This window comes from Stenotrophomonas nitritireducens (genome assembly GCF_050984405.1).
Lineage (GTDB): Bacteria > Pseudomonadota > Gammaproteobacteria > Xanthomonadales > Xanthomonadaceae > Stenotrophomonas > Stenotrophomonas nitritireducens_B.
In genome coordinates this window covers 1,220,001-1,245,271 of sequence record NZ_CP158790.1, presented here as the reverse complement: position 1 = coordinate 1,245,271, position 25,271 = coordinate 1,220,001, and the positions used below count along the sequence as shown (strand labels likewise).

The window sequence follows — 25,271 nt, the reverse complement described above, 5'->3', positions numbered from 1 at the left end:
CGGGCGGCAGGGCCGACCGCACCGCCGGTCGGTCCATCGCGCCGCCGGCCGGGAACATCACCGCACCGGTCCGCAGGCACAGGCCCGCGGGACCGATGCGCGCGTCGCGCTCAGGGCCGCGCGGCCTGCTCGATGCGCTGTTCGATGGCGCCGAAGATGCTGTTGCCGGCGCGGTCGAACATCTCGATCCGCACCACGTCGCCGAAGCTCATGAACGGCGTGGACGGCTTGCCGTCGCGCAGCGTTTCCACGGTGCGGCGCTCGGCGAAGCACGACGCGCCCAGCGCGGTGTCCTCGTTGGCGATGGTGCCCGAGCCGACGATGGCACCGGCCGACAACGGGCGGGTCTTGGCCGCGTGCGCCACCAGCTGGCCGAAGTCGAACTGCATGTCCACGCCGGCTTCCGGCGCGCCGAACCACTCGCCGTTGATGTGGGTCACCAGCGGCAGGTGCACCTTGCTGCCCTGCCAGGCCTCGCCCAGTTCGTCCGGGGTGACGAACACCGGGCTCAGCGCCGAGCGCGGCTTGGACTGCAGGAAGCCGAAACCCTTGGCCAGCTCGGCCGGGATCAGGTTGCGCAGGCTGACGTCGTTGACCAGGCCCACCAGCTGGATGTGGCCGGCGGCCTGTTCCGGCGTCACCGCCATCGGCACGTCGTCGGTGATCACCACGATCTCCGCTTCCAGGTCGATGCCGTAATCCTCGCTGACCACCTTGACCGCGTCGCGCGGGCCGTAGAAGCCGGCGCTGGTGGCCTGGTACATCAGCGGGTCGGTGTAGAAGGTTTCCGGCACCTCGGCGCCGCGCGCCTTGCGCACGCGCGCCACGTGCGGCAGGTAGGCGCTGCCGTCGACGAATTCGTAGGCGCGCGGCAGCGGCGCGGCCAGCGCCTGCATGTCCAGGTCGAACACGCCGTCGGCGTCGCCGTGGTTGAGCGACTCGGACAGCGCGTTCAGCCGCGGCGCGACGTTGGACCAGTCCTCCAGCGCCTGCTGCAGGGTGGCGGCGATGCCGGTGGCACGCACGGCGCGGGTCAGGTCGCGCGAGACCACGATCAGGGTGCCGTCGCGGCCACCTTCCTTCAGGGAACCAAGCTTCATCGGAGCGTCCAGTTCAGGGTCGGTAAACAAGTTTCGATTGTAACGAATAGTCCCGCCGCGACCAGCGCCGCGGAAGGAACGCCGGGCCGGCAGGCATGCACGCAATGGCGGCAGGCGCCGGCCCCGCCCCGCGCGTCGCAAACGGCGGCCGGGTCACGGCCCCCTCCCCAAGGGCGGGAGCCCGAGCGCCCCGACCATACCTGAACAGGGATTTTTGTACCGTTCCCGAACATCCCTTAGACTAGCGCGGTCTGCCAGCGGCCGTCCGTTTCCCTTCCGGGACCGCCGGCGGCGCAGGATCGCCGGCCTCGTGGCCCGTTCCGCCCGCCCGCACCCATTCCGACGCCTTTCGTCACGCATTCCGGCCAGCGCGCCTTGCGCTGGTCGCACCCACGATCTCGCAGCGCGGTTTTACGGGAACGCTCCGAGCCGACCGGTCGCCACGACCGGCAGCGCAGGCCCATCCGGGCCGGCGCGTCCCCATCCTGGAGTTTCCATGTCGTTCGAAGATCTGGGCCTTGCGCCCTTCCTGCTGCGCGCGCTCGCCGAGCAGGGCTACGAAAACCCCACCCCGATCCAGCAGCAGGCCATCCCGCTGGTGCTGCAGGGCCACGACCTGCTGGCCGGCGCGCAGACCGGTACCGGCAAGACCGCCGCGTTCGGCCTGCCGCTGCTGCAGCACCTGGCCACCTCGGCGCAGGAAGTGCGCAGCGGCCCGCGCCGGCCGCGCGCGCTGATCCTCACTCCCACCCGCGAGCTGGCTACCCAGGTGCATGACAGCCTGCGCGGCTACAGCAAGTACCTGCGCATCCCGAGCACCTGCATCTACGGCGGCGTCGGCATGGGCAACCAGCTGGACATCCTGCGCCGCGGCGTGGACCTGCTGGTGGCCTGCCCGGGCCGCCTGATCGACCACCTGGAGCGCCGCAGCGTCGACCTGTCCGGCATCGAGGTGCTGATCCTGGACGAGGCCGACCGCATGCTCGACATGGGCTTCCTGCCCTCGATCAAGCGCATCCTGGCCAAGCTGCCGAAGCAGAACCGCCAGACCCTGCTGTTCTCGGCCACCTTCGCCGACCCCATCAAGCAGCTGGCGCTGGAGTTCATGCGCAACCCGCGCGAGGTGATGGTGACCCCGCGCAACACCGTGGCCGAGACCATCGCCCACCGCGTGCACCCGGTCGATGCCGGGCGCAAGCGCGAACTGCTGCTGCACCTGCTGGCACAGGATTCGCGCGAGCAGACCCTGGTGTTCGCCAAGACCAAGCACGGCAGCGACAAGCTGGCCAGCTTCCTGGACAAGTCCGGCATCAAGACCGCGGCGATCCACGGCAACAAGAGCCAGAGCCAGCGCCTGCGCGCGCTGGGCGACTTCAAGGCCGGCCGCGTCACCGTGCTGGTGGCCACCGACATCGCCGCGCGCGGCATCGACATCAACGAGCTGCCCAAGGTCATCAATTACGACCTGCCGATGGTGGCCGAGGACTACGTGCACCGCATCGGCCGCACCGGGCGCAACGGCGCCAGCGGCCAGGCGGTCTCGCTGGTGGCGCAGGAAGACGCCAAGTACCTGCGCCAGATCGTGCGCCTGCTCGATCGCGACATGGACATCCGCGACGTGGCCGGCTTCGAGCCGCAGACGCCGATCCGCTGGGGCAACAGCGCCCCGGGCAAGGCCGAACAGCCGGGCGGCGAGCGCCCGCCACGCCGTGGCAATGGCGGCCGTCCGGGTGGCCACCGCGACAACGCTCCGGGCCAGCGCCGTGGCGGCGCAGGCGCGCCATCCGGTGCGCCCCGCGGCGAAGGCAACGGCCAGCGCCGCGAAGGCCAGCCGGCCGGCGCGGCCCGTCGCCGTCGTGGCGGCCGTGGCCGCGGCAACGCATCGCGGCCGAACAGCGCGGTCTGACCGACGCCTGCAACCGGATAAGGGAAACGGCCGCATTGCGGCCGTTTCCTTTTCCGCGCCAAGGGCAGGCGGCCCTCAGAAGCGGTACTTCGCCCCCAGGCTGATGAAGCGCCCGCGCAGGTTGTACTGGCTGATGTCGAAACCGTAGGCGCCGCCGGCCGGGTCGAACGGCGGGTTGCGGTCGGCCAGGTTCTGCACAGAGAGGGACAGCGTGGTGTTGGCGATGCCCTTGTAGGCCACGTACAGGTCCAGCTGCTGGTACGGCTTGACGCTGCCGCGCAGCCCCGGGTTGCTGGTCGCCGTGGCCACGCGCTGCGCGTAGCCGGCCACGTGCTGCACGCTCAGGGTGCTGTCCCAGTCGCCGGTCGACCAGTTCAGCGAGGTGGTGCCACGCGTACGCGGCAGCGCGCCGAGGCGGTTGTTACCGGCGCCATCATAGGGTTTCTGTCCGGCCACCAGCGGCTGCCTGAATTCCAGCAGATGGCTCCAGCTGCCGGCGACGGTGAAACTGCCAGCACCGTCGGTGCGCAACGTGCGACTGAACTCCAGATCGAGGCCGGACGTGGTCAATTCGCCCTGGTGGGCGTACTGGTTGGTGATGATCTGGATACGCCCCTGCGCGTCGCGCTGCACGCGGCCGGGGAACAGCTGCGGGTTGTCGACGATGAACTGCGCGCTGTCGGGCTGGACCAGGTTGCTCTGCGCGATGCGGTAGTAGTCCAGGCCGATGCTGGTGTCGCGGTCCGGCGACCAGATCACGCCGAAGTTGAGGTTCTTCGAACGCTCCGGGTCCAGGTCCGGGTTGCCGGTGCGCAGGTTGGTGACGCCGCGGCTTCCGCCCGGCGCGATGGGGTCGTACGGATCGGTGACGCTGCCGTAGCTGATGGTCTGGCCCGGCGCGATCTCCGGCAGCGACGGCGCGCGGAAACCACGCGAGAACGAGCCGCGTACCAGCAGCGATGCCAGCGGCTGCCAGCGCAGCGCGGCCTTGGGCGAGAACGCGCTGCCGAAGTCGTCGTAGCGGTCACCGCGGCCGGCGAGTTGCAGTTCCAGCGTACTGTGCAGCGGCACGCTCAGTTCGGCGTAGTCGGCGCCGACCTTGCGCTGCCCATCGACCACGTTGATCGCCGGGCGCAGCTCGGTGCCGGACAGCACCTGCGTGCTGGTGCGCGCATCGAGTTTTTCCCTGCGGAACTCGGCGCCCCAGGCAAAGCCCACCGACCCGGCCGGCAGCTCGCCGAAATGCGTAGACGCCTTGAAGCTGGCCACGTCCAGCCGCGACCAGCCCGGGCGCCTGGTCTTCAAGCGCAGTTCGTCCAGCGCCTGCGGCGTGCGCGCCGGATCGAGGAAGTCGTAGCTGCCGTCGGCGAGGATGCGCTCGAACGCGTAACGGTTGACGAAGTTGTCCACGTATTCGCGCTGCAGGCTCTGCGAGGTGAGCAGCGCCGCCTCCCAGTCCCAGCGTTCGCCCTGCCCACGCACGCCGGCCAGCGCGCGATAGAACACCTGAGTGTTGTCCTTCAGGCGCGGCCCGAGGTCGGCGAAGCTGTATTCGAACGGCAACGGCACGTCGTACGGGTTGTTGGGGTGGCCGACCGGCAGCGCCACCGGGATGGTGACCAGGGTGCCGGTGACCGGGTCGTAGGCGCGCAGGCCCGGGCCCACCACCAGCGGCGCGCTGAAGATCTGGTCGGCCTGGTTGTGGCTGTAGAGCAGGTCGCCGAACAGTTCGGCGCGCCCGCCCAGGCGCAGGGTCGCGTTCAACGACGCCTGGTAGCGTTCGGCGCCCGGCTGCAGCGTCTTGTACGGCTGCGCATTGAACGCGCAGGCCTCGCCCCGCAGGCTGCTGCCGAAATCGCTGTACGGGCGCAGCACGCTGCCCTGCGGGCACGGCGCGAACGGCTGCGGGTTCTTCGGGTCCAGCAGCCAGTTGCCGCCGGCGGTGTTCCAGCCGGCGAGGCGGCCGCCCGCGCGGTCGCGGAAATCGCCGCTGCGGGTGAAGCGGCGCTCGTCGGCATCGAGCCGGCCGCGGCGCAGCACGTCCAGGCCGAACAGCACGTTCCAGCCCTGGCTTTCGAGGTCGCCGAAGCCGGCCAGCAGATGCGCCTTCTTCTCGTCGTAGCCGCCCTGGGTGGGCGCGCCGTAGCCGCCGCCGATCTCCACGCCCTGGAAATCGCGGCGCAGGATGATGTTGACCACGCCGGCGATGGCGTCGGAACCGTAGACAGCCGAGGCGCCGTCCTTGAGCACTTCGATGCGTTCGACCGCGCTGATCGGCAGCGTGTTGAGGTCGACGAAGGTGTCCTGGGTGTTGAGGGCGAAGCCGAAGTTGGCCACGCGGTAGCCATTGACCAGCACCAGCGTGTTCTTCGGGCTCAGCCCGCGCAGGCCGATCGATGCCGAGCCGGCGGCGAAACTGCCGGTGTACTGCTCGTCGAAGCTGTTGCCGGCATTGGCCGACAGCGCGCGCAGCACGTCGGTGACGGTGGATTTGCCGGTCTGTTCGATCTGTTCGCGGCTGACGACCTGCACCGGATTGGCGCCGGCGGTGTCGCTGCGCTTGATGTTGGAGCCGGTGACCTGCACGGCGGAGAGGGTGGGACAAACTTGCCTCAGCCCGAAAAGTCTTATGAATCAACCACTTGGGTGGTGGCGAGGTTCAAAATCTTGCTACCAGTAGTGCTACCAGCGGCGTTCGAAGCCATGTTACACCATGAGCCACGTAGGTAGCGAGGCAAGTGGAGCGCCGTAAGTGGCACTCTGGGCGCTTCTCGGGCCGGCGTCCGACGGCTACGATGGGGCCAGGAGCGGTCGCTCGCTGGCACCCAAAATGCGCGCCTGGGGCGAGCCGTTCAGCCTCGTAATCGCGGCCTGTCCTCCGCCTTAAGACTTGGCACGCGGCTTCATGCGGAAGCTTATACCCATGCGATTGATAGCATTCATGGCTGCAATCGTGAGAGTCAGGTCCACCAGATCCTTCTCCCCGAACACGGCCAATGCGGCCGAATAGGCCTCATCTGAGGCGTGAGTCTCGTTCACCAGCGTTACTTCCTCGCACCACGCCAACGCAGCGCGCTCCTGTTCTGAGAAAAGATATTGGGCCTCGTGCCAGACAGGGATGAGTACCAGCTTTTCAACCGACATGCCTTCAGCAAGTAGGTCACGCGTATGAATGTCGATGCAGTGCGCGCAACCATTGATCTGCGACACACGCAGGAAGACCAGGTGAGTCAGCAAGCTCGGTAGGCCAGTGCTCTTGGTGACGAAGTGGTGCAGCGTTCCAACAGCCTTGGCACCTTCAGGGGAGGCTTGAAACCATACAGCGCGATTCATAGATCAGATTCCTTCAATGTCATTGATGGGTGGAGGCCGACCGCGACCTCCTGCTCACAAGACGTTTGACATGAGGGCTCTGTGACACCCGTGAAGAAAAATGCGGCGAATAACCGCGCTGCGAGCGTTGTTTTGCGCCCCGGACGGGTTAGATCAGTGAGGATTTGTCGCTGTCAGCAAGTCGCTATAGCGTTTGAGGCCGGCCAACTTCTCTGGATTGCGCTGTATCCGCACATGCGCGATGCGACCACCTTCGAACTCAAAGGCCTGGACGGACTCTAGTTCGTCTTGCAGATAGCGCAAGAGGGCCCATTCACCGTTCAAGAAGGCCAGTTCCAGTCGCATGTTTCTGCCATGCCGCAGGTAGTGCGCGTAATACAGTTGGGCAATACGCTGGGCGCCGCTCAAGGGGTGGCGCAAGCTTGGCCCCTTATTGCCAAAGTCGCCTACCAGAGCTGCCTCTTCGGCCAGCAATGCGCGAATCCCGCTGAAATCACCGTCCATGATGGCCTGTATCAGACGATGCAAAAGCGCGTACTGCTCCTTCGGCGGGGTTCGCGACCGCTGTCGCTCTGAGCCGCGCGCTGCCGTCAGCCGTTGCTTTGCACGGTGCACGATTTGACGGGATGCCGCCTCACTCTTGTCTATGGCTGCGGCAATATGCTCGTAGTCGACGTCGAAGACCTCCCGAAGCAAGAATGCCGCGCGTGCCTCTGGCGTCAGGCAATCGAGCAGCACCAGGAAGGCGATGGAAACGTCATCGGCAACTTCGTGGATTTGCTCCGGGGAGGCTGGACCGTCGCTGATCAGTGGCTCGGGAAGCCAGAGGCCAGGATAGGCTTCTCGTCGAAGCTTGGCAGCACGCAAGCGGTCAATTGCCATGCGTGTGGTAACCGTGACAAGCCAAGCCTCTGGAACGAGCACCACTTCACGCTGATTCTCGGCTTCATCATGCCAACGCAGCCATACATCCTGCACCAAGTCTTCAGCCTCTTCGACGGAACCAAGCATTCGATAGCCGAGGGCCATCAGCTTGAGGCGCGAACGCGAAAAGGCTTGTTCAGACGATGGAGACAAGGTCACCTCTAAGATACGAGTCGGCTGTTGCCTGCCTGACGGATTTGAGCAAGAGGAACCTTTCCAGCAGTTCGCCCAATTTCAAGGCCGTGGGATCGTCCGCTGGTGTGGCAGTCGCTGCTACGGGTGCTGCGGCAACCGGAGCGGGCTGGATGGCGTTCAATGCCTTCATGGCCTCCACGGCTTGTATGAGCCGGGCATGGTCCTCAGCGCCATCGGCTTTGAAGATGCCGCGCGAGACGTCAATCTCGTACTTTGGGGGGAGGTCTTTGCGCATCAAGCTATCCATCAGATTTATTGCTCTGATGATAGCCACGCGCTGATAGCTGGTGCGCAGGGAGCGTTTGACCTGCCGGCCTTCGATGCGGGTGTGCAGGTAGTACGTGGAGCCAATGAGATAGATGGGCAAACCGAGCATGTTGCTACCAGTTTTGCTACCACCCTCAAAGCAAGAATCCTTGTCAGTCGTTGACTTACAAGGCTTTTTCCGTTTTGGCGGAGAGGGTGGTACCGACGGGGACGTCGGCGGATTCGGCGGCGAAGGACAAAGGCGCGGCCAGTGCGGTAGCCACGGCCACCACGAGCGGGGAGAACTTGGACATCGGTAGGACGGAAAGCCAGAGGGGGAGGAAACAAACCGCATTCAGCCAGTCCGGCACGACCAGGGCCAATTACATCTCTTCATGCGGATATAACGAAAAACGAATGCAGCATGCCTCCAGGCGGAAGAGCGGCGGCCTTCCCCGCAAGAGGAACACTGGCCCCGCCCGCTACAATCGCGGCATGGACATCTTCAAAGATTTCACCCTCGAGGCCGCCCACCGGCTGCCCAACGTTCCCGCCGGCCACAAGTGCGCGCGCCTGCACGGGCACTCGTTCCGCGTGCGCCTGGAAGTGAGCGGCGAACCCGGCGCCGAGTCCGGCTGGGTCATGGACTTCGGCGACATCAAGGCCGCTTTCCGGCCGCTCTACGAGCAGCTGGACCACCACTACCTCAACGACATTCCCGGCTTGGAAAACCCGACCAGCGAACGCCTGGCGACGTGGATCTGGGACCGGCTCAAGCCGGCGCTGCCGCAGCTGAGCGCGGTGACCGTGCACGAGACCTGTACCTCCGGCTGCCGCTATCGCGGCGACTGACCTGAACGAATCCCGGGCCGCCACCGGCACCGGGCTTCCGCACCACTACACCGGACGTTATGCTGCGTCGCAACAAATGACGGAGCACGGCCATGCCCGCCCGGTTCGACGACGGTTTCAGCGACTACACCCGGCAGTTCGCGGCACTGGCCAATCGCGCCAACCGGCTGGCACTGGAGACGGCTGAAAGCGCGTTCGGCGTGCAGCTGCGCACGTTCGAGCGCAATGCCAACGCCACCGCCGGCTTCCTCGGCGAACTGGCACAGCCAGGCCCGCAGGCCGACCTGCCATCGCTGCTGCCCAAGGGCCTGCAGGTGGCGCAGGAAAACCTGCAGCGGCTGGCCTCGGCCGGGCAGGAAATCGCCGGCCTGGGCCTGAAGACCGGGCAGGCGCTGGCCGAACTGGCACGGCAACCGTTCGACGGCAGCGGCAGGCGTCCACGCGCCAAGGCCAGCTGACCCGACCCTCTCAACAGCGCGCGGATCCCCCTCCCCCGCGCCCTGTCCGGACCCGGCAACGATCTCTCCCGTTGCCGGGTCTTTCTTTTTGTCGTCACCGTCCTTGGCAATGTCGGAAACAGCTCCCGGCGATACCCCTGTCGCTGTCGCCGCCGTCGCTGCCGCGCCTCTTCCGGCCCGCGAAAGGTGAGCGCCAGGCACCGTTCCCGCCGCGGATGCGGGCGCCACGCGGACAACCGCGGGCGGGCAGCGGTTAGACTCTGGGCATGTTCAGTGCCACCACGCTCACCGGCAGCAAGCCGGAACAGTACGCCCAGTTGCTGGCCCAGGCCCGCGCCCTGGTCCATGGCGAAAACGACCGCATCGCCAATGCCGCCAACCTGTCGGCGCTGGTGTATCACGCGCTGCCGCAGCTCAACTGGGTGGGTTTCTATTTCTTCGACGGCACCGAGCTGGTGGTCGGCCCGTTCCAGGGCCTGCCGGCCTGCGTGCGCATCCCGTTGCACAAGGGCGTGTGCGGTGCGGCGGCCAGCACCCGCCAGACCCAGCGCGTGGAGGACGTGGACGCCTTCCCGGGCCACATCGCCTGCGACTCGGCCTCGCGTTCGGAACTGGTGGTGCCGCTGGTCCACGACGGCGCGCTGGTCGGCGTGTTCGACCTGGACAGCCCGGTCACCTCGCGCTTCGACGCCGACGACCAGGCGGGCCTGGAGGCCATCGCCCGGGTGTTCGTCGAGGCACTGGCATGAGCGCGCTGAAGCTGCGCAACATCGGCCCCAAGAGCGCGGCGTGGCTGCGCCAGGTCGGGCTGCGCAGCGCCGAGGACCTGGCCGCGGCCGGTGCGGTCGGCGCCTTCGTCAAGGTACGCCGCGCCGGCTTCAAGCCCAGCCTCAACCTGCTCTATTCGCTGGAAGGCGCGCTGGTCGGCTGCCACTGGCAGGACGTGCCCGAGGCGCGCCGCCAGCAGCTGGTCGCCGAGTACGAAGCCGCCGCCGGTGGGCTGGTCACCACCCGCGCGGGGCAGCAGGCCGGGCCGGTCCTGGAAACCCGCATGCAGCCCGAGGGCGCCGATGACGACGGCGCCGGAGATGTCGCCGAACTCCGCTTCGGCGAGAGTTGAAGCCATCTTCTGCCCGCAGGAGCGCGTTGTAGGAGCGCACTTCAGTGCGCGATGGCGCTCTACCGGGAAAGCCTCATCGCGCACTGAAGTGCGCTCCTACAGTGTGCTCCTACAGATTGCCCAGCAGCACCAGCGACAGCAGCAGCAGGCTTTCGGTGGCTTCGATGCTGGCACCCAGGCAATCGCCGGAGATGCCGCCCAGCTTTTTCCGCCACCAGGCCGCGACCAGCGGCACCAGCAGCAGCGCGAGCAGCAGCGGCCAGGCGACGAAGGCGCTGACCGCCGCCAGCAGCAGCGCCCACAGCCACATCGCACGCGGGCTGAGTTGCCAGGAGAAGCGCTCGGCCATGCCCGCCCCATGCAGCGGCGGCAGCCTCTGGCTCCACCACAGCGTGCCCCAGCGTGCCCAGGCCGGCACCAGCACGATGCCCGACCACAACGGGCTGGCGGCCAGCTCGGTCAACAGCACGAACTTGAGCAGCAGCTGCATCACCAGGGTGACCACGCCGAACACGCCCATGCGCGGGTCCTTGAGCACCTCCAGGAAACGCTGCGGGTCGCGGTGCGCGGCGCCGAAGGCGTCGGCCACGTCGCCCAGCCCGTCCAGGTGCAGCGCGCCGGTCACCCACACCCACAGCAGCAGGGTGAGCACGCCGGCCAGCCACGGCCGGTCGGCGACCAGGAACAGCGGCATGGCCAGCAGCGCGCCGATGATCGCGCCGACCAGCGGGTTGTAGACCGCCGCGCGGCTGAGGTCGTCGTCGCGGAAATCCCTGACCTGCGGCGTCGGCAGCCGGGTCAGGAACTGGATGGCCAGGATCAGCCGGCGCAGGCTCATGGCTGGCACAGCTCCAGCAGCTCGCCCCACGGCTGGCCATCGTCGCCACGCTCCACGCGCAGGCGCACGCGGGTGCCGTAATCGATGCGCATGGCCCACAGCGCGGCCAGCGGCATGCCGCACACGCGTGACACCGCCAGTCGCAACACGCCGGCATGGCTGACCACCAGCACCGGCCCGGCGCCGTCCTCCTCGTCTTCGCTCTCGTCGAGCAGCCGCTGCAGCTGCGCGTCGATGCGCGCCTGGAACTGCTGCCAGCTTTCGCCGTTGGGCGGCACCACCGCGTGCGGCGCGTCGTAGAGCCCGGCCAGCAGCTCGGCGGGAATTTCGTCGTAATGGCGGCCGTCCCAGTCGCCGAAATCCAGTTCGGCCCAGTCCGGGTGGATTTCGCAGAACAGCTCGCGGCCGGCCAGCAGCGCGGTGGCCGTATCCAGCGCGCGGCGCCGCGGCGAGGCGATCACCCGGCTCCACTGGCCGCCGCCATGGCGGCGCAGCAGCGCGTCCGTGGCGCCGTCGAGCAGCGGCGGATCGGTGCGGCCGTCCAGGTGACCCTGGCGGCCGGTGGAGGCATGGCGCATCAGGTCCAGGATCACGGCGCGGCGCTCCGGTCGGCGACGGCGGCTTCGGCGAAGGTCGCCATGCCGTTGTGCAGCGCGCAGGCCAGGCGCAGCAGCGGCAGCGCCAGCGCGGCACCGGAGCCTTCGCCCAGGCGCAGGTCCAACTGCAGCAGCGGTTCGGCCTGCAGGCTGGCGAGCACGAGCGCATGGCCGCGCTCGGCGGAGCGGTGCGAGAACAGCAGCCACGGCCGCAGCGACGGGTTGATGCGCAGCGCGGCCAGCGCCGCGGCCGAGACGATGAAGCCGTCCACCAGCACCGGCACGCCGCGCTGGGCCGCGGCGATCATGCCCGCGGCCAGCGCGGCGATCTCCAGCCCGCCGACGCGGCGCAGGGCCTCGCGGCCGGGATCGGCAGCGGCGGCGATCGCCTCGCCATGCAGGGCAAGCGCGCGCGCCGTCACGACCTGCTTGTGGGCGATGCGCGCCGCATCCAGGCCGGTGCCGGCGCCGACCAGTTCTGCCAGCGGCAATGGGCCGAGTACCGCGGCCAGCGCGCTGGCCGCGGTGGTGTTGCCGATGCCCATTTCGCCGAGCAGCAGCAGGTCGGCGCCTTCGGCGCAGGCGGTGTCCACCGCGCGCCGGCCTGCGCCGAAGGCCGCTTCGAGATCGGCCGCGGTCATTGCCGGACCGGCGCTGAAATCGTCGGTGCCGCGGCGTGGCTTGTCGCAGGTCACGCCGGCAACCGGCGCGTCGGCCAGACTGCCCACGTCCCAGACATGCAGCGGCAACCCCAGTTCGCGCGACAGCACGGCGATGGCGGCGCCGCCGGCGGCGAAATTGCGCAGCATCTGCACCGTCACTTCCGCCGGATAGGCCGATACGCCCTGCGCGGCGATGCCGTGGTCGCCGGCGAACACCAGCACGGGCACCCGCGCGGCCTGCGGCTGCTCGCGCCCCTGCAGCGCGGCCAGCTGGATGGCCAGGGTTTCCAGGCGGCCCAGCGCGCCCTCGGGTTTGGTCAGCTGCCGCTGGCGGGCGATGGCGTGCTGCCGGTGCGCCTGCGAAGGCGCCGGGCAGGGCCGGGTGAACCATGCGTCTGTCACGTGTGTTCCGATACCGCGTTGCAATCGCGCATTGTAGGGCGCGGGCCGCTTCCACGATGTGCCGCGCCGGGCGCCAAGCGGACCCTGCCGGCCCGCCAGCGGGCATGCCGGGCGGCGAAGCGGGCGATGGCATAGAATGCGCGCACTTTCGGGTGACCGGCCGGACTCGCTCCGGCCGGTTGAAACGGGAAGCCGGTGCCGCGCCTGCCAGGGAATGCCCTGCTGGCGCCAGTCCGGCGCTGCCCCCGCAACGGTAAGCAGGACAAGGCCAGGCATACCGCCACTGTGCATCCATCGCACGGGAAGGCGCCTGGACGGAAGCGTCGATGCGCTTCGCCTGCGAGCCCGGAGACCGGCCCGGAAGCCGACTGGTTGCGATGCGGAGGGCATGGCGGCGGCAGTGACGCCGTGCGCGCGCTCCGTCGTATCCCCTTCTCCTGGCAGCCCCCACCGTCCGTCCGCGCGGGAGCGCGCGGATCCAGGAGTTCCCATGAAACTGCCGTACCACACCCTTTCCCTCGCCCTGGCGCTCGCGCTGCCGGGCGTCGCCGCCGCCGAACAGGCACCCACCGAACTCGACGACGTGATCGTCACCGCCACCCGCACGCCGGTTTCCATCGCCGACAGCGTGGTGCCGGTGCAGGTGATCGACCGCGACCAGATCGACCGCAGCCAGGCCGGTTCGCTGCTGGACCTGCTGCGCGGCCGCGCCGGCCTGGATTTCGCCAACCAGGGCGGCCCCGGCAAGATCACCTCGCTGTTCATGCGCGGGACCGCCTCCAACCAGGTGCTGGTGCTGGTCGACGGCGTGCGCATCGGCGCGGCCACCAACGGCATGCCGACGCTGCAGGACCTGCCCATCGACCAGATCGAGCGCGTGGAGATCGTGCGCGGGCCGCGTTCGAGCCTGTACGGCTCCGAGGCGATCGGCGGCGTCATCCAGATCTTCACCCGCAGCGCCGGCAAGGGTCTGCAGCAGAACCTGGCGCTGACCGCCGGCAGCCACAACCTGCGCCAGGCCAGCGCCGGTTTCAGCAACCGCGGCGAGCGCGGCTGGGTATCGGCGCAGGGCGCCTGGCAGAAGACCGACGGCATCAACGCCTGCAACGGCTCGGCCGCGCTGTTCCAAGGCTGCTATGTCGACGAGCCCGACCGCGACGGCTACCGCAACACCTCGCTCAACGTGCGCGGCGGTTATGCGCTGACGCAGACCCTGAGCGTGGAAGGCCACGTGCTCGATGCCGCCAGCCGCAACGAGTACGACGGCAGCATCTACAGCGGCAACGAGGCCGACAACCACCAGCAGGTGTTCGGCGGCAAGCTGCTGTGGACGCCGGGCGACGCCTTCCGCCTGTCCGCCCAGGTCGGCCGCAACAACGATCAGGCCGACAGCTACTACGTCCAGGCCGGCCAGCGCAGCTTCGTTTCCACCTTCGACACGCGCCGCGACACCGCCAGCGTGCAGGGCGATTTCCTGTTCGCCGAGGGCCAGCAGCTGACCGCCGGCGCCGACTGGCAGAAGGACGAGGTCACCAGCACCACCGCCTATGCGATCGACAGCCGCGACAACACCGGCGTGTTCGCCGAGTACCAGGGCCGCTTCGGCGCGCACTCGCTGCAGGCCAGCGTGCGCAACGACGACAACGAACAGTTCGGCAACCACACCACCGGCAGCCTCGGCTACGGCTTCGCCTTCGGCAACGGCCTGCGCCTGACCGCCAGCGCCGGCAGCGGTTTCAAGGCGCCGACCTTCAACGACCTGTATTACCCGTGGTCGAGCAATCCGGCGCTGAAGCCGGAAGAGTCCAAGAGCGTCAACGTCGGCCTCGCGCAGTACGCCGACGGCTGGAACTGGACCTTCAACGCCTACGAGACCCGCGTCGACCAGCTGATCGCGCTGGACAGCACCTACACGCCGTACAACATCGCCAAGGCGCGCATCCGCGGCGCCGAACTGACCGGCTTCGTATCGCTGGCCGGGTTCGACATCAACGCCCAGGCCAGCTTCACCGATCCGCGCGACCACACCAGCGGCGCGACCAGCTACGACAACTGGCTGCCGCGCCGCGCCCGCACCAGCGGCCGCCTCGACGTTGACCGCGGCTTCGGCGCGCTGCGCGTGGGCGTGACCGCCACCGGCACCGGCCACCGCTTCGACAACGCCGCCAACAGCCTGCGCCTGGCCGGCTACGGCACGGTGGACCTGCGCGTGGAGTACGCCATCAACGAGGCATGGAGCCTGCAGGCCAGGGCCGCCAACGTGTTCGACCGCGCGTATGAAACCGTGGCCTGGTACAACCAGCCCGGCCGCGAGTACCAGCTGACGCTGCGCTACCGCTCGCTCTGAAGCAACGGCGGCAGCGGATCCGCCAACGCCCCGGCCGCCATGCCGGGGCGTTGTTGTTTCAGGCGGATACCTGTGTGCGATGGCACGCCATGGGGCGAAGGATCTGCCTGGCTGCAGGCCGGACAAGGGCGGATCGACTCCGACGGGCAGGTGCTTGGATATCCCGGCGCCAGGTCCACCGCAACGACCTGCCCGTAGAAGCAGGGCCTGCCCCGCTTGGCATCACCGGCAAAGCCATCGCCGGGGCATGCACGGTGTTACGGCGAGGCATCAGCCGCCAACGCCTGGAGCGCCGGCGCGATGGCGGCAGCCAATGTCTGCCCATGCTCCAGACCGGGCAGCGGCACGCGACGCACCTCCAGGCCGCGCATGTCGGGCAATGCCGCGTCCAGCCGCCTGCCGGCCTCGGCATTGCCCGCACCGCGCCCGCCTGGGCCCACCTTGCCGCCGCGGCGGGAATCCACCGGCATGCCCTGCATCAACCACAGCCGTGCCGGCATGGCAGGATGCCGCTGCGCGGCGCGCTCCATCTCCCCGACAATGAAGCCCTCGCCCCACCACAGCGACGGATCGACAGCCACGTAATCGGTGAAGGCGTCCGGGCGCGTGGTGATCGCGTGCAGCGCGAACAGGCCGCCATAGGAATGCCCCCACAGCATGCGCCTGCCCTCGTCGATGGCGACGCGTTGCCGCACCGCCGGCAGGATCCGCTCGACGATCAGCGCGAGGAACGCATCGGCGCCACCGCTGCGGCGGCCGTTGCCGCTCGCGTCGAACTCCTCGCCTGCTCCATCGCCACGCCGCGGCGTGTAGTCCAGCGTGCGCGCCGGGCCGTCGATGCGCAGGTCGTTGTCGTGGGCGATGAGGACCAGCACCGGTGGCCGTGCGCTGGCCGCCAGTTGCTCCAGCAGCGGCGCCTCCAGCGCCATCAGCACCGCGTTGCCATCGAGCATGCAGGCCACCGGGAAACCACGCGCTGGCGCTGTGGCTGTCGGCACCGCCAGGTGCACGCGGTAGCGGCGCTGCCCGTCGGCAGAGGCGATGGACAGCCGCTCGAAGCGGTAGCCGTGCAGCCGCGCGTCGGCCACGGTCCGGCCGACGCGCACGCCGGGGTCGGGCTGCGCTCCTGCCGGGGCGGCGGTCGGCAGCATGACGAGAAGCAGCACCGTGCGTGCGATCCAGCCGGCCGCCCGAACCGTCCTACCCATCAGAAGCCGACCGTCAGGTTCACCCAGAAATTGCGCCCGGGTTCGTTGTAGGTCGCCGCGCCTGCGCCGGTGGCGCTGGTACTGGTGGTGCCTTCGCGGAACAGGCGCCTGTCGAACAGATTGGCCACGCCCGCGCCCAGCCGCACGTCGGGGGTGACCCGGTACTGCCCGCTGAGGCTCCACAGATCGTAGGCATCGCGCGTATCCGGCGGCAGCGGCGCACCGGTGGTGCTGGACTGCGTGGCGGCTTCCTGCCTGCCATAGAAGGTACCGGTGAGCAGGAACGACCAGCGCTGGCCCGGCTGCCAGTCCAGGAAGGTGTTGACGGTATAGCGCGGGATGATCGACAGCGGCTGGCCGCTGGCTTTGTCCTCGTTCTCTATCATCCAGGTGACGTTGGTATTCCACGACAGCACGTCGCCGCCGGCCAGCAGCGGCACCTTCAGGTTGCCCTCCATGCCGCGGATGACCGCGCGCGGCGCATTGCTCCACTGGAACACCTGGCCCTTCGTATCGTGGGTCAGGCCGATGCGCTCCTGGCCGGCGACGATCTTGTCCTTGTAGTCGTTGTGGAAATAGGTCAACGACGCATGCCAGCCGCCGTCCGGCGCCCACTCGATGCCGATTTCCTTGTTGACGCTGGTTTCCGGGTCGAGACCGGCGTTGCCCATCACATAGCAGCCCGAGCCCATGTTCGGGCTGAGTACCGGGCAGCCGTTGCCGCGGGTGTAGTACAGGTAGTTCGGGTTGGCCTGATACAGGTTGGGCGCCTTGAACGCACGCGCGATGCCGCCCTTCAGCGCCCAGTCTCCGGCCAGCCTGAACTGCACGTTGAGGCTGGGGCTCCAGTTGTTGCCGAACTGCGAGTGGTGGTCGAAACGTACGCCCGGCGTGACGGTCCAGCGCTCGCCCAGATACAGATTGTCCTCGGCATAGAGCGCGGCGAACTGCTGGTCGCTCCTACCCGGGCGGCCTTCGCCCACGCCGGGGATGCCACCGCCGCTGCCCGCGCTCTGGGTCATCGAGTACGGGTCGTCCAGGCGCATGTCGCGGTATTCGAAACCGAGCGTGGCGACCTGCTCGATGCCGCCCCAGGCCAGCGGCAGGTTGATCTCGCCATCGATGCGGGTGGAGGCCAGTTCCGAGGTGGAGAAGGATGCGCCTGCGTTGATCGAGCCTTCCGGGCCGCCGGCCAGGCCTTCGTCCAGGCGGGTGTTGTCGGTGTGGTCGTAAGCGGCGCTGAGCCGTGATGTGCCCCAGTCGTAGCTGCCGCGGTGGGTCAGCCCGAACGCGCGCCGCAACATGATGTTGGTCTCCGCGCCGTACAGGTCGTTCAGGCGCTGGAAGCCATCGCCGGCGACGCCGCGCTCGCCGGAATAGATGTTGCCCTGGCGGCTGACGCTGGCATCCAGTTCCAGCACGTGCGCCTCGTTGACGTCGTAGCGCAGCAGGCCGCTGATGTCGCGGTTGCGCACGCCCTCGCGCCCCGCCGGCGGGGTCACGCCGGTGGCGAAATCCTGGTTGAGGTACAGCGAATCGGCATCGGTCTTGCCCGCGTTGCCGTACAGCCGGAACGAGAGACGCTCGCCCAGCGGGCCCGACAGCTGGAAGCCGGCGCGCTTGCTGCCGCCTTCGTCGCCGTGTTCGGGCACGCTGCCGTACAGGGTGAGCGAGCCGGCCAGGTCGCCGGTCGGCCGCCTGGTGATGATGTTGACCACGCCGCCGGACGCGCCGGAGCCATAGCGCGCCGCCGCGGGGCCGCGCAGCACCTCGATGCGTTCCACCGCCTCGGCCGGCACCCAGTTGCTGTCGCCGCGGCTGTTGCGCTCTCCGCTGCGGCCCATGCGCACCGAATCGCGTGCGCTGACCGGGCGCCCGTCCACCAGGATCAGCGTGTTCTCCGGGCCCATGCCGCGGATGTCGATCTGGCGGAAGTTGCCGTAGGCGCCGGAAGCGGTGTTGCCGGTGAGGTTGATGCCCGGCATGCGGCGGATGACCTCGGACAGGTCGTTGGCCGGCGGCATGCGCTCCAGATCCACCGTGGTGATCACCGACGTGCCCAGCGCCTGTCGCGCGATCTGCTCGGCGGTGACGTGCACGGTGTCGATGTCGGTGGCGTCCGGCGCTTCGTCGGCCAGGGCCGGGCCTGCGGCCAGCAGGGACAGCAGCAGCGCGGCGGCAAGCGGATGACGGCGGAACGGCTGGGTGCGCAGCACCCGCCGCGATCGGGGATCACGGGACATGCAAAGCCTCTCGACAGGGGATAGACCTCTGGCGACGGCTCGAGGTGCGACGTTTCAGCGATGACGTGGCGTGCGCAACGGCATCGCCACGGATGCCGCGCATTCTACATCAAACGAGAATTACTCTCATCTGATCCAGGGGCTATTACCGCTCAGACGCATGCGACCAGTTGTCGCAGGTCGTCGATCACCGCGACCGCATCGGCCGATTCCAGATCCAGGTCGCGCGGGTAGCCGTAACGCACCAGCACGATCGGCATGCCGGCGGCGTTCGCGGCGCCGAGGTCGGTGGCCGAGTCGCCGACCATCAGGCACTGCGCCGGCGCCTGTCCCAGCAACTGCGCCGCATGCAGCAGCGGCTCGGCGTCGGGCTTGCGCTGCGGCAGCGTGTCGCCGCCGACGATGTGCGCGAAGTACCCGGCGATGCCCAAGTGGTCGAGCAGCGGCGGGACCAGCGCCGACGGCTTGTTGGTGCAGATCGCCATCGGCAGGCCATGCGCCTGCAGCTGCTGCAGCGCTTCGGTCACGCCGTCGTACAGGCGTGGGCTGCGCAGCAGGCAGTCGCGGTAGTGGCGCATGAAGGTGGGCATCACCTCGTCCAGCGAGCGTTCGCTGCCGGCATGCGCCAGCGCGGTGCTCACCAGCCGGCGCACGCCTTCACCGATCCAGCTGCGGACCGTCGCCTCGGATACGCGCGGCAGCGACAGCTCGTCCAGCGTGCGGTTGACCGCCTCGGCGATGTCCTCGGCGCTGTCCACCAGCGTGCCGTCCAGGTCGAATACCAGCGCTGCGATGCCCACACTTCCACTCCACGACAGGAAGCCGCCGATTGTAACGGGGCGTGGACGCGCGTCAGTCGACGGTTACATCGCGGAACAGATCGCCCTGTATCACCGAATCCTCGCGGTCGCGGAAGCCGGACAGGCCCACGCCCACCAGCCGGTAGCGCGTTTCCGGCGGCAGCTGTACGCGCTGGCACAGGGCCAACGCGATGTCGCGCAGTTCCTCCTCCGAGGCCGGCGGCGCATCGGGTGTGAAGCTGCGGGTGAGGATGCGGAACTGCGCGGTTTTCAGCTTGAGCACCACGGTATGGCCGACGCGTTCGGTGCGCCCGGTCGCGCGCCAGGTCCGCGCCGCCAGCTGCGCGATCATTTCGTCGAACTCGCCCAACGGCAGATCCTCGCTGAAGGTGTCCTCCGAGGAGATCGACTGCACCGGCTGGTCCGGCTCCACCGGCCGCTCGTCGATGCCGCGCGCGCGCCGGTACAGGCGCTGCCCGAACGTACCGAACAGCGCCTCCAGTTGCTCCAGCGGCAGGCCGCGCAGGTCGCCGACGGTGGCGATGCCCAGCGCCGCCAGGCGGCCTTCCATCACCTTGCCCACACCGGGCACCCGGCTCACCGGCAGCGGCGTCAGGAACTGCTCCACGCGTGCGGGCGTCACCACGAACTGGCCATCGGGCTTGCGCCAGTCCGAGGCGATCTTGGCCAGGAACTTGTTCGGCGCGATCCCGGCCGAGGCGGTGAGCGAGGTCGTCTCGCGGATCTGCGCGCGGATGGTGCGCGCGATTTCGGTGGCGATGCCATCGCAGGTCGGCGAATCGGTCACGTCCAGATAGGCCTCGTCCAGCGACAGCGGCTCGACCAGCGGGGTGTGCTGCAGGAAGATCTCGCGGATCTGCCGCGACACGGCCTTGTAGCGGGCGAAGTCCGGCGGCACGAACACCGCGTCCGGACACAGCCGCTCGGCGCGCACCGCCGGCATCGCCGAGCGCACGCCGAACTTCCGCGCCTCATAGGACGCCGCGCACACCACCGAGCGGTTCCCGCGCCATGCCACCACCACCGGCCTGCCCCGCAACGCCGGATCGTCCCGCTGCTCGACCGACGCGTAGAACGCGTCCATGTCGATGTGGATGATCTTGCGCATGCGAAGGGGCGGGACCACAGTACGGAAGGAAGCCATGATAGCCCGGCCTTCCATACGCACCGGTACGATCTACCGTGAACATGTCGGCTTTTTACGACAACACTACGGATGCGTACGGTTAAAACTGTTGATTGAACGCCCGCGCATCATGCATGCTCGGTCGTTAACCCACGTTTTCGTGCTCCGGATTACCGCTTCGATGAACCGTCTCAATGCGTTCTCGCGCGAACAACTGCTGGCCAGTGCGCGCGGCGAGCTGTTCGGGCCCAACAAGGGCCGCCTCCCCAACGACCCGATGCTGATGTTCGATCGCATCACCGACATCCGCGACGAGGGTGGTCCGCATGGCAAGGGCCTGGTACGGGCAGAGCTGGATATCCGCCCGGACCTGTGGTTCTTTGGCTGCCACTTCATCGGCGACCCGGTGATGCCCGGCTGCTTGGGCCTGGACGCGATGTGGCAGCTCACCGGCTTCTTCCTGACCTGGCTGGGAGCCGAAGGCCGCGGCCGCGCGCTGGGTTGCGGCGAGGTCAAGTTCACCGGCCAGGTCCTGCCGGATGCCAAGCTGGTCCAGTACGAAATCGACATCTCCCGCGTGATCAACCGCAAGCTGGTGATGGCCCAGGCCGACGCCCGCATGCTGGTCGACGGCCGCGAGATCTACACCGCCAAGGACCTGCGCGTGGGCCTGTTCACCTCCACCGAGAGCTTCTGATGCGTCGCGTCGTCATTACCGGCATGGGGATCAACTCCTGCCTCGGCAACGATCTGGACACCGTTTCCAGCGCCCTGCGCGAAGGCCGTTCCGGCATCGTCGCCCTGCCCGACCACGCCGAAGCCGGCCTGCGCAGCCAGGTAGGCGGCCGCGTCGACATCGACCTGGACGCGCAGATCGACCGCAAGCTCAAGCGCTTCATGAGCGACGCGGCGGCCTACAGCTACATCGCCCTGCGCGACGCCATCGCCGACGCCGGCCTGGACGAGGCGCAGGTCAGCAACGTGCGCACCGGCCTGATCGCCGGTTCCGGCGGTGGCTCCAGCCAGTGGCAGGTGGAGGCCGCCGACCTGCTGCGCAACCGTGGCGTGCGCAAGGTCGGCCCGTACATGGTGCCGCGCACGATGTGCTCGACGGTGTCGGCCAACCTGGCCACCGCCTTCAGCATCAAGGGTCTGAGCTACTCGCTGTCCGCTGCCTGCGCCACCTCGGCGCACTGCATCGGCGCCGCGGCCGACCTGATCCGCCACGGCGCGCAGGATGTCGTATTCGCCGGCGGCGGCGAGGATCTGCACTGGTCGATGAGCGTGATGTTCGACGCCATGGGTGCGCTGTCCACCGGCTTCAACGAAACCCCGGCTTCCGCGTCGCGTCCCTATGACGCCAACCGCGACGGCTTCGTCATCGCCGGCGGCGCCGGCATGCTGGTGCTGGAAGACTACGACCATGCTATCGCGCGCGGCGCGCGCATCCACGCCGAGCTGATCGGTTACGGCGTGACCTCCGACGGCGCGGACATGGTTGCCCCTTCGGGCGAAGGCGCGGTGCGCTGCATGAACATGGCGCTGGCCGGCATCGACCGCCCCATCGACTACCTCAATACCCACGGCACCTCGACGCCGCTGGGCGACATCACCGAACTGGGCGCGGTGCGCGAGGTCTTTGGCGACAAGGTGCCGCCGCTCTCCTCGACCAAGGCGCTGTCGGGCCACTCGCTGGGCGCCGCCAGCGTGCACGAGGCGATCTTCTGCCTGTTGATGTTGCGCGATGGCTTCATGGCGGGCTCTGCCAACATCGAGACGCTGGACGCGCGGGCCGAGGACTTCCCGATCCTGCGTCAGACGCGGGAGGCGGCGCTGGAGACGGTGATGTCCAACAGCTTCGGCTTCGGCGGCACGAACGCAACGCTGGTATTCGGCCGGGTGTGATCTTCGCGTTCCAGCGACAGCGATTGAAGCAACGGCGCCTATGGGCGCCGTTGTCGTATGCGCGGCTGGCGTTGATCTAACCCAAGAGGCCCTTCGCTCACTAGGATCCCGTTCAGCAGCCCGGCCTGCAGGTGATGGCTGAGAAGCACTTCAAGAAACACCGCCAGCGTGCGATTTTCTTCGAGGACCCGCACGTGGCGCGTCAGCACGAGGCGGACATCCAGTTGCTGGAGCGGGCGGTGACCACGGTGACGGACAAGGCGGTGTGTATAACTGCGCCCAATCTGGCCGCCCGCTGGGCCATTGCGGCGCGTCAGCGCTCGCAGCAGCGCTGATCTTCAGGGCGCCGCAGGCAGCAACGGCACCGTGAGGTGCCGTTGCTGTTTGAGCTTCTGGTCGACGTCTGGCCAATCGCGCGTCTGGCCGCGCCTGAGGGTTATTCCCGCTTCCAGACACCCGGCCATCCTGTCACGCGATGTCCCGATGTTTTTCCCGCACGCAAAAGCAAACCCCCGCTGCGTATGCAGCGGGGGTTTGGGGGTAAAAACCCTGGCGATGACCTACTCTCGCATGGCTTGAGCCACACTACCATCGGCGCAGCTGCGTTTCACTTCCGAGTTCGGGATGGGATCGGGTGGTTCCACAGCGCTAATTTCACCAGGGAGAGGGTTGGAGGGTCGCTATCGCTTCTCTTGAAGAGTCCGCACATGGATGTGCGGGCTCTTGCGCAGGGAAGCGCATACAAGCGCCAGCCTCTCGTAGGTTCTTGTGACGTAGCGTGCACTTGGGTCCATCGACATGTCATGTCGGCCAAGGCAACTTGAGGTTATATGGTCAAGCCACACGGATCATTAGTATCAGTTAGCTCAACGCGTTGCCGCGCTTACACACCTGACCTATCAACCACGTAGTCTACATGGTTCCTTCAGGGGGCTTGTGCCCCGGGAAGTCTCATCTTGAGGCGCGCTTCCCGCTTAGATGCTTTCAGCGGTTATCGCTTCCGAACATAGCTACCCGGCAATGCCACTGGCGTGACAACCGGAACACCAGAGGTTCGTCCACTCCGGTCCTCTCGTACTAGGAGCAGCCCCTCTCAAACTTCCAACGCCCATGGCAGATAGGGACCGAACTGTCTCACGACGTTCTGAACCCAGCTCGCGTACCACTTTAAATGGCGAACAGCCATACCCTTGGGACCGACTACAGCCCCAGGATGTGATGAGCCGACATCGAGGTGCCAAACACCGCCGTCGATATGAACTCTTGGGCGGTATCAGCCTGTTATCCCCGGAGTACCTTTTATCCGTTGAGCGATGGCCCTTCCATACAGAACCACCGGATCACTAAGTCCTACTTTCGTACCTGCTTGATCCGTCGATCTTGCAGTCAAGCACGCTTATGCCTTTGCACACAGTGCGCGATGTCCGACCGCGCTGAGCGTACCTTCGAGCTCCTCCGTTACTCTTTAGGAGGAGACCGCCCCAGTCAAACTACCCACCATACACGGTCCCCGACCCGGATAACGGGCCTAGGTTAGAACGTCAAGCACGACAGGGTGGTATTTCAAGGATGGCTCCACTGCAGCTGGCGCCACAGTTTCATAGCCTCCCACCTATCCTACACAGACGAACTCAACGTTCAGTGTAAAGCTATAGTAAAGGTTCACGGGGTCTTTCCGTCTTGCCACGGGAACGCTGCATCTTCACAGCGATTTCAATTTCACTGAGTCTCGGGTGGAGACAGCGCCGCTGTCGTTACGCCATTCGTGCAGGTCGGAACTTACCCGACAAGGAATTTCGCTACCTTAGGACCGTTATAGTTACGGCCGCCGTTTACTGGGGCTTCGATCAAGAGCTTCGCCTTGCGGCTGACCCCATCAATTAACCTTCCAGCACCGGGCAGGCGTCACACCCTATACGTCCACTTTCGTGTTTGCAGAGTGCTGTGTTTTTGATAAACAGTCGCAGCGGCCTGGTCACTTCGACCATCGCCAGCTATAGCCCGCATGGGCCACCGGCAATGGTGCACCTTCTCCCGAAGTTACGGTGCCATGTTGCCTAGTTCCTTCACCCGAGTTCTCTCAAGCGCCTGAGAATTCTCATCCTACCCACCTGTGTCGGTTTACGGTACGGTCTGCGTAAGCTGAAGCTTAGGAGCTTTTCCTGGAAGCGTGGTATCAGTGACTTCGTCTTAAAGACTCGTCTCGGTGCTCGGTCTTGAAGGATCCCGGATTTGCCAAAGATCCAAACCTACCGCCTTTCCCCAGGACAACCAACGCCTGGTACACCTAACCTTCTCCGTCCCTCCATCGCACTTACGCGAGGTGCAGGAATATTAACCTGCTTCCCATCGACTACGCATTTCTGCCTCGCCTTAGGGGCCGACTCACCCTGCGCCGATTAACGTTGCGCAAGGAAACCTTGGGCTTTCGGCGTGCGGGTTTTTCACCCGCATTATCGTTACTCATGTCAGCATTCGCACTTCCGATACCTCCAGCAAGCTTCTCAACTCACCTTCACAGGCTTACGGAACGCTCCTCTACCGCGCATAACAAAGTTATGCACCCCAAGCTTCGGTTCTGTGCTTAGCCCCGTTAAATCTTCCCCGCAGACCGACTCGACCAGTGAGCTATTACGCTTTCTTTAAAGGGTGGCTGCTTCTAAGCCAACCTCCTGGCTGTCTGTGCCTTTCCACATGGTTTTCCACTTAGCACAAAATTTGGGACCTTAGCTGTGGGTCTGGGTTGTTTCCCTTTTCACGACGGACGTTAGCACCCGCCGTGTGTCTCCCATACAGTCCGTCTCGGTATTCGGAGTTTGCAATGGTTTGGTAAGTCGCGATGACCCCCTAGCCATAACAGTGCTCTACCCCCGAGAGGATACATATGAGGCGCTACCTAAATAGCTTTCGAGGAGAACCAGCTATCTCCGGGTTCGATTAGCTTTTCACTCCTAATCACACCTCATCCCCTACCTTTGCAACGGGAGTG

The 25,271-nt window shown here is 67.1% G+C and carries 21 protein-coding genes, 2 rRNA genes, 1 pseudogene and 1 riboswitch (1 of these 25 only partly in view); of the genes and pseudogenes, 9 read left to right on the top strand and 15 right to left on the bottom strand.

All coding sequences use genetic code 11. The features are described from left to right. Nucleotides 1–110 precede the first annotated feature (110 nt). Nucleotides 111–1,100, bottom strand: a complete 990-nt coding sequence (locus tag ABTV91_RS05215; protein WP_433853545.1) for a fumarylacetoacetate hydrolase family protein — start codon at nt 1,098–1,100, stop codon at nt 111–113. A gap of 496 nt (nt 1,101–1,596) precedes the next feature. On the opposite strand from ABTV91_RS05215, the gene ABTV91_RS05210 reads away from it, so the two are divergent. Continuing rightward, on the top strand, nt 1,597–3,006 hold the full coding sequence (locus ABTV91_RS05210; protein WP_433853544.1) for a DEAD/DEAH box helicase: 1,410 nt from the start codon (nt 1,597–1,599) through the stop codon (nt 3,004–3,006). A 75-nt stretch (nt 3,007–3,081) separates the two neighbouring features. Here the strand turns inward: ABTV91_RS05210 and ABTV91_RS05205 are convergent, their stop codons facing one another. The 5 genes from ABTV91_RS05205 to ABTV91_RS05185 all read right to left on the bottom strand — a co-directional run bounded on the left by ABTV91_RS05205 (nt 3,082) and on the right by ABTV91_RS05185 (nt 8,087). Next, nucleotides 3,082–5,592, bottom strand: a complete 2,511-nt coding sequence (locus ABTV91_RS05205) for a TonB-dependent receptor (protein WP_433853543.1) — start codon at nt 5,590–5,592, stop codon at nt 3,082–3,084. Between the two features lie 297 nt (nt 5,593–5,889). Next, nucleotides 5,890–6,339: a carboxymuconolactone decarboxylase family protein gene (locus tag ABTV91_RS05200; protein WP_279820084.1), complete on the bottom strand. Its 450-nt coding sequence runs from the start codon at nt 6,337–6,339 to the stop codon at nt 5,890–5,892. A 153-nt stretch (nt 6,340–6,492) separates the two neighbouring features. Further along, nucleotides 6,493–7,422 (bottom strand): sigma-70 family RNA polymerase sigma factor, encoded by a 930-nt coding sequence (locus ABTV91_RS05195; RefSeq protein WP_433853542.1) that lies wholly within the window; start codon nt 7,420–7,422, stop codon nt 6,493–6,495. After that, complete coding sequence (locus tag ABTV91_RS05190; RefSeq protein WP_433853541.1) at nt 7,400–7,834, bottom strand: hypothetical protein; 435 nt, start codon at nt 7,832–7,834, stop codon at nt 7,400–7,402. The genes ABTV91_RS05195 and ABTV91_RS05190 overlap by 23 nt, the downstream gene beginning before the upstream one ends. A gap of 55 nt (nt 7,835–7,889) precedes the next feature. After that, nucleotides 7,890–8,087 (bottom strand): hypothetical protein, encoded by a 198-nt coding sequence (locus ABTV91_RS05185; RefSeq protein ID WP_433853540.1) that lies wholly within the window; start codon nt 8,085–8,087, stop codon nt 7,890–7,892. 112 nt (nt 8,088–8,199) lie between these two features. On the opposite strand from ABTV91_RS05185, the gene queD reads away from it, so the two are divergent. From queD to ABTV91_RS05165, 4 genes are all read left to right on the top strand, one after another. Next, a complete protein-coding gene (gene queD, locus ABTV91_RS05180) occupies nt 8,200–8,556 on the top strand; it encodes a 6-carboxytetrahydropterin synthase QueD (protein ID WP_433853539.1) in 357 nt (118 codons plus the stop codon). Between the two features lie 92 nt (nt 8,557–8,648). Next, on the top strand, nt 8,649–9,014 hold the full coding sequence (locus ABTV91_RS05175; protein ID WP_433853538.1) for a phasin family protein: 366 nt from the start codon (nt 8,649–8,651) through the stop codon (nt 9,012–9,014). Between the two features lie 266 nt (nt 9,015–9,280). Next, complete coding sequence (locus ABTV91_RS05170; protein WP_433853537.1) at nt 9,281–9,763, top strand: GAF domain-containing protein; 483 nt, start codon at nt 9,281–9,283, stop codon at nt 9,761–9,763. Next, entirely contained in the window at nt 9,760–10,134 is a 375-nt protein-coding gene (locus ABTV91_RS05165) for a TfoX/Sxy family protein (protein WP_433853536.1), read from the top strand. Before ABTV91_RS05170 ends, ABTV91_RS05165 begins: the two co-directional genes overlap by 4 nt. A 109-nt stretch (nt 10,135–10,243) precedes the next feature. Here the strand turns inward: ABTV91_RS05165 and cobS are convergent, their stop codons facing one another. The 3 genes from cobS to cobT are packed head-to-tail and all read right to left on the bottom strand — an operon-like array spanning nt 10,244 to nt 12,632. After that, on the bottom strand, nt 10,244–10,972 hold the full coding sequence (gene cobS / locus ABTV91_RS05160) for an adenosylcobinamide-GDP ribazoletransferase (protein ID WP_433853535.1): 729 nt from the start codon (nt 10,970–10,972) through the stop codon (nt 10,244–10,246). Further along, nucleotides 10,969–11,565 carry a histidine phosphatase family protein gene (locus ABTV91_RS05155; protein ID WP_433853534.1) on the bottom strand — a complete coding sequence of 199 codons (597 nt, stop codon included), beginning with the start codon at nt 11,563–11,565 and terminating at the stop codon, nt 10,969–10,971. Before ABTV91_RS05155 ends, cobS begins: the two co-directional genes overlap by 4 nt. Further along, nucleotides 11,562–12,632 carry a nicotinate-nucleotide--dimethylbenzimidazole phosphoribosyltransferase gene (gene cobT, locus ABTV91_RS05150; protein ID WP_433853533.1) on the bottom strand — a complete coding sequence of 357 codons (1,071 nt, stop codon included), beginning with the start codon at nt 12,630–12,632 and terminating at the stop codon, nt 11,562–11,564. The genes ABTV91_RS05155 and cobT overlap by 4 nt, the downstream gene beginning before the upstream one ends. Nucleotides 12,633–12,765: 133 nt before the next feature. Beyond that, nucleotides 12,766–13,007: riboswitch (cobalamin riboswitch) on the top strand. A gap of 115 nt (nt 13,008–13,122) precedes the next feature. Between cobT and btuB the strand changes: the two genes are divergently transcribed. Continuing rightward, nucleotides 13,123–14,979, top strand: coding sequence for a TonB-dependent vitamin B12 receptor (btuB, locus tag ABTV91_RS05145; RefSeq protein ID WP_433853532.1), 1,857 nt, complete (start codon nt 13,123–13,125; stop codon nt 14,977–14,979). Nucleotides 14,980–15,236: 257 nt separating this feature from the next. Here btuB and ABTV91_RS05140 read toward each other — a convergent pair whose 3' ends face one another. From ABTV91_RS05140 to dinB, 4 genes are all read right to left on the bottom strand, one after another. Then, nucleotides 15,237–16,145 carry an alpha/beta hydrolase gene (locus ABTV91_RS05140; protein WP_433853531.1) on the bottom strand — a complete coding sequence of 303 codons (909 nt, stop codon included), beginning with the start codon at nt 16,143–16,145 and terminating at the stop codon, nt 15,237–15,239. A gap of 41 nt (nt 16,146–16,186) precedes the next feature. Beyond that, nucleotides 16,187–18,430, bottom strand: coding sequence for a TonB-dependent siderophore receptor (locus ABTV91_RS05135; RefSeq protein ID WP_433853530.1), 2,244 nt, complete (start codon nt 18,428–18,430; stop codon nt 16,187–16,189). A 152-nt stretch (nt 18,431–18,582) separates the two neighbouring features. Beyond that, nucleotides 18,583–19,230, bottom strand: a complete 648-nt coding sequence (locus tag ABTV91_RS05130; protein ID WP_433853529.1) for a phosphoglycolate phosphatase — start codon at nt 19,228–19,230, stop codon at nt 18,583–18,585. 52 nt (nt 19,231–19,282) lie between these two features. Further along, the gene (gene dinB / locus ABTV91_RS05125) at nt 19,283–20,359 is read right to left on the bottom strand and encodes a DNA polymerase IV (RefSeq protein ID WP_433853528.1); all 1,077 of its coding nucleotides are present in this window, start codon (nt 20,357–20,359) and stop codon (nt 19,283–19,285) included. Nucleotides 20,360–20,558: 199 nt separating this feature from the next. On the opposite strand from dinB, the gene fabA reads away from it, so the two are divergent. The 3 genes and pseudogenes from fabA to ABTV91_RS05110 all read left to right on the top strand — a co-directional run. After that, a complete protein-coding gene (gene fabA, locus ABTV91_RS05120; protein ID WP_433853527.1) occupies nt 20,559–21,074 on the top strand; it encodes a 3-hydroxyacyl-[acyl-carrier-protein] dehydratase FabA in 516 nt (171 codons plus the stop codon). Further along, entirely contained in the window at nt 21,074–22,282 is a 1,209-nt protein-coding gene (gene fabB / locus ABTV91_RS05115; protein ID WP_433853526.1) for a beta-ketoacyl-ACP synthase I, read from the top strand. Before fabA ends, fabB begins: the two co-directional genes overlap by 1 nt. A gap of 161 nt (nt 22,283–22,443) precedes the next feature. Next, a pseudogene (locus ABTV91_RS05110) lies at nt 22,444–22,617 on the top strand (methylglyoxal synthase); the annotation flags it as partial. A 212-nt stretch (nt 22,618–22,829) separates the two neighbouring features. Here the strand turns inward: ABTV91_RS05110 and rrf are convergent. Then, nucleotides 22,830–22,944 (bottom strand): 5S ribosomal RNA (gene rrf, locus ABTV91_RS05105). A 168-nt stretch (nt 22,945–23,112) separates the two neighbouring features. Next, nucleotides 23,113–25,271, bottom strand: a 23S ribosomal RNA gene (locus tag ABTV91_RS05100) (it continues 719 nt past the right edge of the window).